At 69.9% G+C, this 12501-nt stretch carries 12 protein-coding genes; 2 read left to right on the top strand and 10 right to left on the bottom strand.

Translation table 11 applies throughout. The annotated features are described in order from the left end of the window. Window positions 1-141 precede the first annotated feature (141 nt). Window positions 142-1374: a protein kinase domain-containing protein gene (locus ACWEN3_RS28235; RefSeq protein WP_452976359.1), complete on the top strand. Its 1233-nt coding sequence runs from the start codon at window positions 142-144 to the stop codon at window positions 1372-1374. A 436-nt stretch (window positions 1375-1810) separates the two neighbouring features. After that, a complete protein-coding gene (locus tag ACWEN3_RS28230) occupies window positions 1811-2539 on the top strand; it encodes a class I SAM-dependent methyltransferase (RefSeq protein WP_452976355.1) in 729 nt (242 codons plus the stop codon). A gap of 50 nt (window positions 2540-2589) precedes the next feature. On the opposite strand, the gene ACWEN3_RS28225 is transcribed toward ACWEN3_RS28230, so the two are convergent. The 10 genes from ACWEN3_RS28225 to ACWEN3_RS28180 all read right to left on the bottom strand — a co-directional run. After that, a complete protein-coding gene (locus ACWEN3_RS28225) occupies window positions 2590-3351 on the bottom strand; it encodes a hypothetical protein (RefSeq protein ID WP_452976353.1) in 762 nt (253 codons plus the stop codon). Window positions 3352-3385: 34 nt separating this feature from the next. Then, window positions 3386-3901 (bottom strand): hypothetical protein, encoded by a 516-nt coding sequence (locus tag ACWEN3_RS28220; protein ID WP_452976357.1) that lies wholly within the window; start codon window positions 3899-3901, stop codon window positions 3386-3388. Continuing rightward, entirely contained in the window at window positions 3874-5148 is a 1275-nt protein-coding gene (locus ACWEN3_RS28215) for an MCE family protein (RefSeq protein WP_452976351.1), read from the bottom strand. Before ACWEN3_RS28215 ends, ACWEN3_RS28220 begins: the two co-directional genes overlap by 28 nt. Then, window positions 5145-6428 (bottom strand): MCE family protein, encoded by a 1284-nt coding sequence (locus tag ACWEN3_RS28210; RefSeq protein ID WP_452976349.1) that lies wholly within the window; start codon window positions 6426-6428, stop codon window positions 5145-5147. The genes ACWEN3_RS28215 and ACWEN3_RS28210 overlap by 4 nt, the downstream gene beginning before the upstream one ends. Then, on the bottom strand, window positions 6425-7549 hold the full coding sequence (locus ACWEN3_RS28205) for an MCE family protein (protein WP_452976347.1): 1125 nt from the start codon (window positions 7547-7549) through the stop codon (window positions 6425-6427). The genes ACWEN3_RS28210 and ACWEN3_RS28205 overlap by 4 nt, the downstream gene beginning before the upstream one ends. Then, window positions 7546-8709, bottom strand: coding sequence for an MCE family protein (locus ACWEN3_RS28200; protein WP_452976345.1), 1164 nt, complete (start codon window positions 8707-8709; stop codon window positions 7546-7548). The genes ACWEN3_RS28205 and ACWEN3_RS28200 overlap by 4 nt, the downstream gene beginning before the upstream one ends. Next, window positions 8706-9743: an MCE family protein gene (locus ACWEN3_RS28195; protein ID WP_452976343.1), complete on the bottom strand. Its 1038-nt coding sequence runs from the start codon at window positions 9741-9743 to the stop codon at window positions 8706-8708. Before ACWEN3_RS28195 ends, ACWEN3_RS28200 begins: the two co-directional genes overlap by 4 nt. Next, window positions 9740-10987, bottom strand: coding sequence for an MCE family protein (locus ACWEN3_RS28190; RefSeq protein ID WP_452976341.1), 1248 nt, complete (start codon window positions 10985-10987; stop codon window positions 9740-9742). Before ACWEN3_RS28190 ends, ACWEN3_RS28195 begins: the two co-directional genes overlap by 4 nt. Before the next feature lie 5 nt (window positions 10988-10992). Beyond that, window positions 10993-11808: an MlaE family ABC transporter permease gene (locus ACWEN3_RS28185; protein ID WP_452976339.1), complete on the bottom strand. Its 816-nt coding sequence runs from the start codon at window positions 11806-11808 to the stop codon at window positions 10993-10995. Between the two features lie 3 nt (window positions 11809-11811). Beyond that, window positions 11812-12501, bottom strand: a 690-nt coding sequence (locus tag ACWEN3_RS28180) for an ABC transporter permease (protein WP_452976337.1), incomplete at its 5' end; no start/stop codon positions are given.

Genomic DNA, 12501 nt, shown 5'->3' with positions numbered 1-12501 from the left:
GACGTCCCCCTCGTCTGCCTGCCCTGTACGCGGTGCTGACGAGGGCCGGCCGGCCCAGAGGAGAGCCTCAATCGGCCGGCCACCGAGAGCCGAACGACGACGAACCCTGAGGGGCGGGTCTGAGGGAGTACCAACGCTGTGATGATCGGGGTGGGTGTGCACGGACTACTGGCGGACCGCTATCAGTTGGAGGAAAGGCTGGGGCGCGGTGCGATGGGGGAGGTGTGGCGGGCCGCCGACCAACTCCTCGGGCGTCCCGTGGCGGTCAAGCTCCTGCATGCCGAGCAGGCCGCGGACGCCGAGCGCTTTCGCCTGGAGGCGCAGACCGCGGGCCGGCTCAACCACCCCAACGTCGTGGGCATGTACGACTTCGGCTCCCACCATGACCGGCTCTACCTGGTCATGGAACTCATCGACGGCTGGAGCCTCGCCCAGGAGCGATCCCTGCGCGGTGTCCTGAACCCGCAGGACGCGACGGCCATCGCCGCCCAGGCGGCCGCCGGTCTGGCCGCAGCGCACCAGCGCGGCGTGATCCACCGCGACGTCAAGCCGGCCAACGTGATGCTGACCGGCGACCGCACCGCGAAGATCGCCGACTTCGGGATCGCGCGCTTCGCCGACGAAGCAGCCAGTGCCCTGACCGTCACCGGAAAGATCCTCGGCACCGCCGACTACCTCGCTCCCGAACGCGCCCTCGGGCGCCCCGCCCAGCCCGCGTCCGACGCCTACTCCCTCGGCTGCGTGCTGTACGAACTACTCACGGGCAGGCCCCCGTTCCGCGGCGCGACCTCGCTGGCCGTGGTGCAGCAACACGTCGACGCCGCCCCAGCACCGCCCAGCCGGCTGCGCCCCGGTATACCGCAGCAGCTTTCCGACTACGTGCTGCTCCTGCTCGCCAAGGATCCGGCCCACCGGCCGACAGCCGAGCAGGCGGCCAACTGGCTGGCCCGGTACCACCAGACACCGCGCCGAACCGAGCCTGACAGCACCACGATCATGCCCGCACCGGTCGCGGCTGCTGCTACCGGCCCGCAGGCCCATCAATCCCGCAGTGCGGCGCACTCCCATTCGCGCGGCCACCGCAAACTGCTCCCCCGAGCCACTGTCGGCGGCATCGGCCTGACCCTTTTCGCTGCCGCGGCCGCACTGGGAGCGTCGATGAATTCCGGCGACTACACCCCCTCGTCACCCTCCTCTCCCGCCCAGGCAACGGTCACCTCCGCACCCGCAACCCGGACACCGTCCCCGGTCCCGCCCTCTGCCGCTCCGACCCGCACGGCGCGCCCCGCGCGGGCACGCGGCGACGACCAGGCCCACGAAGGCCAGGGCAAGCAGGGGCCGGGGAAGGGCAAGAGAGGGCACTCCCACGACTGAGCCGCTGCGGAATGCGGCACTTCAATCCCCGCGCCGCCGGGCCCTGCGCCGGCCCTTCGGCGAGGAGGGCCACCTGAGCAGTCGGCTGACCGAGCCAGGTACTCGTCGAGCAGTGGAAAACAGTGTGTCGTAGCCGGGCCACACTGCAAGGCGCATACAGCGGCTCGGACCGGGCACGCACGGGCCGGGGCATGGGTGAACATACGAATGCGTCAGCCTGGCCACCGGTCTGAGGCGGAGGCCGTCCATGCACGGAACCAGGCTCATCCGCGGTGTGGGGTTGTCGCAGTTGACGTTGCCGGTCAGTGGTTGTCCGGCCTCGGTAGAGGTGGTGGATTCGCGGTGAGGCCGGCGGGCGGACATCGAAGCTGACATGTTCTCAATTGTGGTCAGCCGACGGTGCACGGAACTTGATCACTGGACTACTGTGCCGGGCATGAACGCGGACGGCTGGTTGACAGACACCCGGACCTCCTACGACACCGTCGCAGTCAGCTATGCCGACTACATTCGCGAGTCTCTGGCCGGGGCACCGTACCTTCGAGCGGCTCTGGCGTTGTTCGCCGACCTGGTGCACGCCACCGGGGGCGGGCCGGTGGCGGACGTGGGCTGCGGCCCGGGACATGTCACCGCCCACCTGCACGAGTTGAGTGTCGACGCCTTCGGTATCGACCTTTCACCCGTGATGATCGACGTGGCTCGGCGTGACCATCCCGGCCTGCGGTTCGAGGTGGGCTCGATGACGGACCTCGATCTTGCCGACGAGTCTGTCGCCGGCCTGCTCGCCTTTTGGTCGCTGATTCACATCCCCGACGATGCGGTCCCCGCGGTCTTCGCTCACTTCTGGCGGGTGTTGCGTCCCGGCGGACCGCTACTGCTCGGCTTTCACGTCGGCACCGAGTCGCGGCTGAAGACGCAGGGCTACGGCGGTCACCCGATGAAGGTCCACGTCCACCGCCGCCAGCCTGACCAAGTGGCGGCCTGGCTGCGCGATGCCGGCTTCACGGTTGAGGCCCACATGCTGACCGACCCCGACGAGAACGTGCCAGGGGCACTCCTTTTCGCGCGCCGCCCGCCTCGCAGCAGCGAACCGGTGCAAGGAGAACGGTCAGCGGTCGAAGAGGGCCGACCGGCGGCGGTGGTCGGCCTGCCGGCAGCGCCCTGAGCAGAATCGAGCGTGGGCACGACGCTCCAGGCCCGCCGGCGGAGGCCTGGTCAGAGGGCGTCGACGCCGCTCACCTTCCAGCCGTCGGAGGTGCGGGTGAGCGTCATACGCACCCGGTTCAGGTCCAGCCGGGGCTCCGGGACCTGGGTGCTCTGGGTGACCTGGTTGACGAAGAGCAGGACGACCGCCCGGTCTGGTGTTGCCGACACGACGGAGACCGCCGGGGCGCCGCCGTCGCCGGGTGTGGCCACGGTCGCCTTCACTACGCCGTGGTACTTCGTCGCGGTCGGCGCGACGACTGCCTTCGTGGTCTTGTCGTACTGGTCGCGGAAGTGCCCGGTCAGCAGGGCGCGGGCCTGGGAGAAGTTCCGGTCCAGGTGCCGGTAGTCGTACGACAGCACGACCGGTGCGGCCTTCTGCGCGGCCGCGAGGGCCTCGCCGCGGGCCTGCTCCGCCTGCTGCCCCTGCCGGTACTGCCACCCGAGTACGGCTGCTGCGGCCAGGGCCGCCACGAGGACGACGCCCAGGACCGCGGTGAGCAGCACTCTCCGTCCGGCCTTGCGCGGGGGCGCGCCGTCCTCCGGCTCCCCCTCGAACGGCTCGGTCGACTCGGGCTCCGGCGGGTCCTCCCAGCCGTTCGCTGGGGGCTCGACGAGCAGGGTGTGCCCGGAGGGAGTCTGGTCATCCTGGCGGGCACCGCGCTCGGGGCGCGCGGGCCGCCCGGCGCGTTTGGCTGCCGCGCGGGCGGCTGCGGTCATGGTGCGGCGGGCCGGTGAGCCGGTACCGCGGGTGCGGGAGGTCGAGTTCGCCACGGTGTCTCTTCTCATCGATGGCCTCACGGGTGGGTCAGCCCACGAACGCGACGTCGGAGGTCAGCCAGCGGCCGTCCACGCGCGCGAGGTCGAGCTGGAGCCGGTAGGTGCGCGCTTGGCCCTCGGGCGCGGCAGCGTTGGTCACCTTGCTGTCGGCCACGACCAGGACCCGAGCCGAGTGCGCGTCGGACCGCACGATGCCCGCTTCGAGGACCTGCCCCTCGGACACCGACTTGTTCTGTGCAACCAGCTTCGTCAGCTGCGCGGTTTGCGCCGCGAACTGCTTTTTGAAGTCGCCGGTGGCGCCGTTCAGCACGTTCTGGCTGTCCCGGCCGTAGTGCCGGTAGTCGAGCGAGGTGAAGTTGAGCGCGGACTGGCGGGCCGCGGCCAGGATGTCCTGGCGGCGCTGCTCCATCGCATGCTGGTCGGACAGCCCCGCGCCCAGCCAGACCGACAGCGCGGTGGTCACCGCGGTCACGGCGATCAGCCCGGCGAGCAGCACCCTGTTCATGCCGGTGGCGTTCACGATATCGGTCCGACGAGCAGCCATTGCCACGACTCCTTTCCGAACGTGCTCTGTTCCCCGCCCGTCGAGCCGATCTCGACGGGCGTCCCGTCCGGGCCGGTGGCGGTGCCGGTCTCCGGGTCGTACGGGGTGACATAGGCGGACTGGTTCGCGCCGCCCGAACCAGCGGACGTACCGGGGGCGTTCTGCGCGCCGCGCACCGATGTCCTGCCGCCCCGCGGGGCCGCACAGCGGGCGTCGGTGTTCGCCGGACGCGTGCTCGTGTCGGAGGGGTCGCGCTGCCGTGTTCTGTAGCCCTGGGTGCAGGCCGGGGGATCGTTGGCGTTCACCGTCAGCCCGAAGTGGGTGGTGCCGTCGCCGGGCACGACGGTGTAGCTGCCCGCGACCACCACCGGGAAGGTGACCAGGGCCTGCTCCACGCCGGGCAGCCGCGCCAGGGTGATCTGGCCGCCGCTGATCAGATTGGCCAGCAGGACCGGCAGATACGGCCGGGTGGACTTCAGCAGGGAGTCGATCTGCTCGGCGGCGGGAACCGTGTTGCCGATCAGCCGGCGCAGATCACCGTCGCTCGACTTCAACTGTGCGGAGAGCGCTGCCAGATCATGGGAGAACGACTTGATGGCGGAGCCCTGGTCTGCCTGCGTCTTGAGCACCTTCCGCGAGTCGTCGATCAGCGAGACCGTCTGAGGGAGCGACGCCTGCGCCGACTCGACGAGCGCGTTACCGGAGTCCACCAGGCGGCTCAGCCCCGGCCCGGTGTCGGCGAAGGCCTTGCCCAACTCGTCGACGGTGGTGCGCAGGTCGTCCTTGCCGACCGAGTTGACCAGCCGGTCCAGGCTGAGGACGAGGTCGGTGACGGGCAGTGGCGTCCGGGTGCGGTCGCGCGGGATCGGGCTGCCGTCCATCAGATACGGGCCGCCGGAGTGCCGGGGCTGCAGATCGACGTACTGCTCGCCCACCGCCGACCGGTCGGCGACCACCGCCAGGGTGTCCGCGGGGATGCGCGGCGCGCTGTCCTCGATCCGCAGCGCCACCGACAGCCCGGACCCGTCGAGGCGCAGGTCGCTGACGCGGCCCACCGGCACCCCGCGGTAGGTGACCTCGGAGCCGGGGAACACGCCGCCGGAGTCGGCGAAGTCGGCGTACACGGTGTAGCCGCGGCCGAGGAGAGTGTCCGCGAGGCCCGTGTATTGGACGCCCACGTACGACACCCCCACTGCGGTGACCGTGGCGAAGGCGAGCAGCTGGGCCTTGACCGTACGTGTGATCACGGCTGTATCCCCTTCAGCATGAGCTCGGCGAGCGCGAGGTCGATCCCCGGGGGGAAGCGGCCGGTGTCCCCTCCGGTGCCGTAGGCCGCGGTGCACACGGGCGGGCACAGCACGCCGCCACTGCTGCCGCCACTGCCTCCCGTCGGCGCCGACGGTTGGACCGGCAGCTTCGGTACCTTCGGCACGCTCGGGGTGCTGGGCAGCGGCACCCTCGGCAGGCTTGGGAGCGAGGGCGTCGGTACCGGCCGCCCGCCGGATCCGCCGCCCTTGCCCGGCCGGTTCGTGAGATTGCCGTAGATGCCCGCCAGGTTCAGGTCGGCGGTGATCTTCAGATTGACGTAGTCGCCCTTGACGGCGTCCGTCACGTTGCGCGGGAACGGGTAAGTGGTCAGCAACTCCAAAGAGTTGGGCAGGTCGTCGCCCGCCTGGTTGAGCTGTTGCAGGATCGGCCGGAGCTGCTTGAGGTCGGCGACGGTATCGTCTCGCGAGGCGTTGATCACCTTTGTGCCCGTCGTGCCGAGGTCCGACAGCGAGGTGAGCATCTTCGTCAGGTCGCGGCGCTGGTCGGCCAGGACCTTCAGCGCGGGCGGGATGGCGTCGACGGCCTGGGCGATGGTCTTCTTCTCCTTCCCCAGCCGCTTGTCCAGCCGGTCGATGCCCTTGAGGGCGCGGACGATCTCCGTGCGCTGCCGGTCCAGGCCGCCGAGGAACGTGTCGAGCTGCTTGAGCAGCGACCTGACCCGGTCCTCGCGGCCGTTCAGGGCCTTGTTCAGCTCCACGGTGATCGTCTTGAGCTGGGCCACGCCGCCGCCGTTGAGAAGTGCGGACAGGGCGGAGAGCACCTCCTCGATCTCCGGGTTGCGGCCGCTGCGGGACAGCGGGATCACGTCGCCGTCGCGGAGCCGGCCGACCGGCGGTGTGCCGGACGGAGCGGACAGCTCCACGTACTTCTCGCCGAGCATGCTGGTCTGCCTGAGGTCGGCGACGGCGTTCGCGGGCAGCTTCACTGAGTTGGCCACGCGCAGCCGCACGCGCGCCTGCCAGCCGTCCAGTTGGACCTTTTCGACGGCGCCCACGGTGACGTCGTCGACCTTGACGGCCGACTGCGGCACCAGATCGAGTACGTCCCTGAACTCGACACTGACGTGGTAGGCGTGGCCGTCGGCCGCCGCGCCCCCGGGGAGCGGGATGTCGTACCAGCCATTGAACCCGCAGCCGGACAGCAGCAGCGCACCTGCCGCCGTCCACGCGACCGACCTGCCCTTGTGCGGCACGCTCATGCGCTCGCCCCCAGGATTCCGCCGAGGGTCCGGTCGACCGTGCCCGTCCCTGTCGCGGCGGCCGGCAGCTTCGGCAGCGAGTCGAAGAGCTTCCGCAGCTGTGAGCAGTCGGGGTGCTTGCCGCCCGTGTCGCCGGTCGTCCGCAGCACGGAGCACAGGAGGGACGCGGGGTCCTGCGGGCTTTGCGGGTTGTCGCGGGTGTCGAGGGTGCCGGACACGGGGTTGTAGGCGTCCGCGAGGTTCGACAGGCCGGTGGGGGCGACCGTCAACAGCTCTTTCAAGGCGGCCCGTTGGGTCATGAGGACTTTGGTGACCTTGCTGAGGCCCTTGACGCTCGACGTCAGTGATGTCTTGTTGCCCTTCACGAAGTGGGACACGTCGCCGAGCGCCACCCCCAGGTGCTGGAGCGCCGCCGCCAGGTCCGTGCGCTCCCCGGCGAGCTGCTGCGCCACTGTGGCGAGGCTGGTGTTGAACGACCGCACGCTCTGGTCGTCGGCTGCCAGCGCGGCCGTGAACACCTGGAGGTTGCGCACGGTGCCGAACAGGTTGCCCCGGTCGTCGGAGAGTGTGGTGACCGCCTGTGAGAGGTCCTCGACCGTCTGGTTGAGCTTTGTGCCCTGCCCCTTGAGGTTCTTCGCGCTCACCCCGAGCAGTCGTGACAGGGAGCCGTCCTTGTTCGCGCCTTGGGGGCCGAGCGCCTCGGCCGTGGTGTGCAGGCTGTCGAAGATCCGGTCCAGTTCGACGGGGACGGCGGTACGGGACTCGGGGATGACGGCGCCGTCCCGCATGGCCGGCCCCTTTCGGTACACCGGCAGCAGTTGCACGTAACGGTCGCTGACCACGGAAGAGTTGATGATCGCGGCCTGTGCGTCGGCGGGCACCTCGCGCCCCTTGTCGTATTCCAGCTGCACCCGCACCCGGTCGCCCTCGGGCGTGATCTTGTCGACCTCGCCGATGCGGACGCCGAGGACGCGCACGTCCGAGCCGGGGTAGATGCCGACGGTGCGCGGGAAGTACGCGGTGACGCGGACGGTGCCGGGGCGCGGCCACAGTTCGACGGCGAGGGCGGCGGCGACCGCGAGGGCGGTGAGCAGGGCGAGGACCCGGATTCGGCGGTTCATCGTGAGCCTCCTGTGCGCGGCACCACCGGGGCGGCGACCAGGTTCTGTACGTAGGAGTCGAACCAGCGGCCGTTGCCGAGGGTGTTGGTGAAGAGCCGGACGTAGGGGGCGAGCAGGGCGACGCTGCGGTCGAGGCTCGTCTGGTTGCGTTCGAGCATGGTGACGAAGGTGTTGAGGTTCTTCAGGGCCGGCCCGATCTCTTTGCGGTCGTCCTGAACGAGACCGGAGAGCTCCACTCCGAGCAGGGCGGAGCTGACCAGCAGGTTGTGGATCGCGGTGCGTCGGCTGCTGATCTCCTTGAACAGCTTGCCGCCGTCGGTCACCAACGCGGAGAAGTCCTTCGTGTGCTGCGCCAGCACCTTGGTGACCCCGTTCGCGTGGTCGAGGAGGTCGCGCAGCGCCTGGTCGCGCGAGGCGATCGTTCTGGAGATCCGCGACAGCCCGTTGACGGACGCCCGCACCTCGGCGGGTGAGTCCTGGAAGGTGGTGGAGATCGTGTCCAGTGCCGTCGCGAGCCGCTGCGTGTCCACCTTCTCCGTCGTGGTCGTCAGGTCGCTGAACGCCTGCACGACGTCGTACGCCGACACCGTCCGCCCGAGGGGGATCCCGCTGCCTGCCTGCAACTGGCCGGCCCCCTTGGGGAGCAGGGCGAGGTACTTCGCGCCGAGGATGGTCTTGACCCGGATCGCAGCGCCGGTCTCGGTGCCGAACGCCGGGTCGCCCTTGACCTTGAAGGTCACCTTGACGTGGTCGCCCTCCAGGTCGACGCCGTCGACCTTGCCGACCTTGACCCCGGCGATCCGCACCTCGTCGCCCGGCTTGAGACCGCCGGCTTCCGAGAAGGCCGCGCTGTACGTCCTGCCGTCGCCGATCAGCGGCAGGCTGTCGGCGTTGAACGCGGCGACGGTCAGCAGCCCGAGGATGGTGAGTCCGACGGCGCCCACGACCAGGGGATTGCGTTCGCGGAACGGTTTCAGGCGCGGGCGGCGCAGGCTGAGGCGGGGCAGCTTCGGTGGCAGGACGTGCACCTTGATCAGGGGCGCCGGGCGGCGGCGTCTGCGGGGCAGCAGGCGCGGTCTGGGCAGCTTGGGTGGCAGGATGCGCACCTTCACCAAGGGCTCGGGGCGCCGGGTTCTGCGCGGCACGATGCGTATCCTCATCCGCCGCACCTCGCCTGTGCCACGTGGAACTGCGGGGTGAGTACCTGGTTCGTCTTCGGCAGCACGATCCGGCCGTCGAAGTCGCAGAGGTAGAAGTTGAACCACGAGCCGTAGGACGCCGTCCCGGTCAGCGCGTTGAGCTTGTTCGGCAGCCTCTTCAGCACGCCCTCCACGGTCTTCTCGTTCCTGTTCAGCGTTCCGGTGAGACCGGTCAGCCCGGCGATGTCGTCCTTCAGTGGTGGACGCGCGTCCGCAAGGAGTCCCGAAGTGGCGTCGGTGAGGGCGCCGATGTTCACGAGGGAGTCGCCGATGGGCTTGCGGTCGGCGGACAGACCGGAAATGACCCGGCGCAGCTGCGTGAGCAGCCCGGAGAAGCGGGCGCCGCGCTTGTCGAGTGTCTCCAGGACGGTGTTGAGATTGTCGATGACCGAGCCGATCAGCTGGTCGCGGTCGGCGAGGGTGGTGGTGAGCGACGCCGTGTGCGCCAGCAGGCTGTTGACCGTGCCGCCCTCGCCCTGGAGGGTCCTGATGATCTCGGTCGCCAGCTGGTTGACGTCGTTGGGGCTGAGTGCCGCGAACAGCGGCTTGAAGCCGTTCAGGAGCGCGTCGAGGTCGAGCGCCGGCTGGGTCCTGGACGGCGGGATGGTGCTGCCCGGTCGCAGCGGCGTGCCGTCGCCCGCGCCCTCGGTCAACGCGATGTACCGCTGCCCGACCAGGTTGCGGTAGCGGACGACCGCGTGGGTGCTGGTGAGCAGCGGCCGGTCGGCGGAGACGGTGAAGGTCACCTCCGCCAACGTCCGGTCCTTGATCCCTATGCCCTGGACCTGGCCGACCCGTACCCCCGCGACCCGGATGTCGTCGCCGTTCTCGAGGCCCGTGACGTCGCTGAACACCGCGTGGTAGGTGCGCTCCGGGGTGAACGAGAGGTTCACGATGGTGGCGGCGAGCAGGGCCGTCGCCGCGATGGTCACCAGCGCGAAGAGGCTGAACTTGATCAGCGGTGCGGCGGTCTGCCGGGATCGTGAGGTGCTCATGCGACGCTCACCGCCGTCCCGCGGGCCAGCGGCCCGAACAGCAGGGTCGTCACGGGCGGCACCTTGTCCGCGGGGACGCCCATGACAGGGGCCACCAGCGAGTCGACCGCATGCTGCTCGGCCGCGGTGGCAGACACGTTGACATCTCCGGGCGGTGTGCCGTCCGAACCACCGGACGACGTACCGTCGTTGAGCCTGGGTTTCTGTCCGGGCACCGGCGGATGGGGCATGTCCCGACAGTTCGGCCCCGAGTGGTCGGCGTACTGCGGCTCCTCGCCGGGCTGGTACGCGCCTTGCGGCCGGACGGCCTCCAAGGTGATCCGCATCTCGCCGCCCCGGAACGCGTCCTCCGAGGCGTGCTCCTCCCTGACCAGCCCGTTCAGGAGGCACGGGTACTCGGGGGAGTAGCGGGAGAAGAGCTCCAGCGTGGGGCGGGAGATCCGGCCGAGGGTGATCAGGCGGTCGCCGTTCTCGTCGAGGAAGTCCTGGGCGGTGCCCGCGACGGTTGCGGTGGTGCGGAGGGCCGCGGCGAACTGGTCCTGCTTCGCGACGATCGTGCGGCTGGTGGTGACGGTGTTGCGAAGGATCGCCATCAGGTCCGGCGCGGCGTCGCCGTACACCTGGGCCACATCCGCGAGGCGCGAGATGTCCTCCTGCAGGGACGGCAGGTGCGGGTTGAGCCGGCGTAGATAGTCCTCGACCCGGACCAGGTTGTCGCCGATCCGGTCGCCGCGGCCCTCCAGAGCGGTGGCGAACGCCGAGAGCGTGGCGTTGAGTTCGCCCGGCTGGACCGCCCGCAGCAGCGGCAGCAGGTCGTTCATCAGCTGCTGTACCTCGATGCCGACCGTGGTGCGGTCCTGCGTGATGACGTCACCGGCGCGGATGGGCCGGGCCACCGACTCGGCGGGCGGCACGAGATCGACGTACTTCTCGCCGAAGAGTGTCTTGGGCAGCAGCCGCGCGTGCACGTTCGAGGGGATGTACGCGACGTACTCCGGCTTGAGCGCGATGTCGAGCGTCGCCTTCGAACCGTCGGCGTGCACCGCCCGAACCTCGCCGACCAGCAGCCCGCGCAGCTTGACGTCGGCGCGCGGCTCGAGCTGGTTGCCGAGTGTGTCGGCCTGCAGCGTGATGCGCACGACGGGCGTGAACGCCTGCTCGTAGACGGCCACGGCGAGCGACAGCAGCAGCGCGAGCACGGCGATGAAGGCGACGCCGTACAACCGGAGTCTCAGCGCTCTCATCGGCCTCACCCCGCGATCCGGACGGTCGTGTTGGCGCCCCAGATCGCGAGGCTCAGGAAGAAGTCCAGGACGTTGATGGCGACGATCGAGGTCCGCACCGCACGGCCGACCGCGATGCCGACGCCCGCCGGGCCGCCGCTCGCGTGGTAGCCGTAGTAGCAGTGCACCAGGATGATCAGGACGGCGAAGACGATCACCTTGCCGAACGACCAGAAGACGTCGACCGGGGGCAGGTACTGGTGGAAGTAGTGGTCGTACGTGCCCGTCGACTGCCCGTAGTAACCGGTCGTGATGGTGCGCGCGGCGAGGTACGAGGACAGGAGCCCGATCACGTAGAGCGGGATCACCGCCACGAAACCGGCGACCATCCGTGTCGTCACCAGGAACGGCAGCGACGGCACCCCCATCACCTCCAGCGCGTCGGTCTCCTCGCTGATCCGCATCGCGCCGAGCTGCGCGGTGAACCCGGCGCCGACCGTCGCGGACAGGGCGAGCCCGGCCACCAGCGGGGCGATCTCCCGGGTGTTGAAGTACGCCGACAGGAACGCCACGAAGTTGGAAGTGCCCAGCTGGTTGAGGGCCGCGTAGCCCTGGAGGCCGACCTCGGTTCCGGTGAAGAAGGACAGGAAGGCGATCACGCCGACCGTGCCGCCGACGACGGCGAGGGCGCCTCGGCCGAAGCTCACCTCGGCGAGCAGCCGCAGGATCTCCTTCTTGTAGCGGCGCACAGTGCGGCCCGTCCAGGCCAGTGAGCGCCCGTAGAAGGAGAGCTGGGATCCGAGCTCTTCGAGAGAGTCCAGTGGTCGGCTGAGAAGTCGCATTGGCTAACCCCTTTGCGGGACGACCTGGAAGTACACGGCGGTCATCACGAAGTTGGTCACGAACAGCAACATGAAGGTGATCACCACCGACTGGTTGACCGCGTCGCCCACGCCCTTCGGCCCGCCCTGCGCGGTCAGCCCCTTGTAGGAGGCGATGATCGCGGCGATCGCCCCGAACACCAGCGCCTTCAGCTCGGCCGCCCACAGGTCGTCCAGCTGGGCGAGGGTGGTGAAGGAGGCCAGGTAGGCGCCGGGCGTCCCGTTCTGCAGGATGACGTTGAAGAAGTAGCCGCCCGCGACGCCGACGACCGACACCAGACCGTTGAGCAGCACGGCCACCACCATCGAGGCCAGCACGCGCGGCACCACCAGCCGGTGGATCGGGTCGATGCCGAGCACCTGCATCGCATCGATCTCGTCCCGGATCTTGCGCGCCCCGAGGTCCGCGCAGATCGCCGTGCCTCCCGCACCGGCGATCAGCAGCGCCGTGACGATCGGCGAGGCCTCGCGCAGCACCGCGAGCACGGACGCGGCCCCGGAGAAGGACTGGGCGCCGAGCTGCCGGGTCAGGCTGCCGATCTGGAGCGCGATGACCGCGCCGAACGGGATGGACACGAGGGCGGTGGGCAGGATCGTGTAGAGTGAGGCCGTGGCCAGTCGAAGCGCAGACCAGAGGGACTCCACCCGCGAGTC

This window comes from Streptomyces sp. NPDC004561 (genome assembly GCF_053602155.1).
The sequence above is the reverse complement of the archived record's forward strand: the minus strand, read 5'-3'. Positions and strand labels throughout refer to the sequence as shown.

Coding starts and splice junctions, on each gene's coding strand:
- ACWEN3_RS28190 (WP_452976341.1), bottom strand. CDS start 10,987: ATGAGAGCGCTGAGACTCCGGTTGTACGGCGTCGCCTTCATCGCCGTG.
- ACWEN3_RS28200 (WP_452976345.1), bottom strand. CDS start 8,709: ATGAGGATACGCATCGTGCCGCGCAGAACCCGGCGCCCCGAGCCCTTG.
- ACWEN3_RS28230 (WP_452976355.1), top strand. CDS start 1,811: ATGAACGCGGACGGCTGGTTGACAGACACCCGGACCTCCTACGACACC.
- ACWEN3_RS28205 (WP_452976347.1), bottom strand. CDS start 7,549: ATGAACCGCCGAATCCGGGTCCTCGCCCTGCTCACCGCCCTCGCGGTC.
- ACWEN3_RS28235 (WP_452976359.1), top strand. CDS start 142: ATGATCGGGGTGGGTGTGCACGGACTACTGGCGGACCGCTATCAGTTG.
- ACWEN3_RS28185 (WP_452976339.1), bottom strand. CDS start 11,808: ATGCGACTTCTCAGCCGACCACTGGACTCTCTCGAAGAGCTCGGATCC.
- ACWEN3_RS28210 (WP_452976349.1), bottom strand. CDS start 6,428: ATGAGCGTGCCGCACAAGGGCAGGTCGGTCGCGTGGACGGCGGCAGGT.
- ACWEN3_RS28220 (WP_452976357.1), bottom strand. CDS start 3,901: ATGGCTGCTCGTCGGACCGATATCGTGAACGCCACCGGCATGAACAGG.
- ACWEN3_RS28195 (WP_452976343.1), bottom strand. CDS start 9,743: ATGAGCACCTCACGATCCCGGCAGACCGCCGCACCGCTGATCAAGTTC.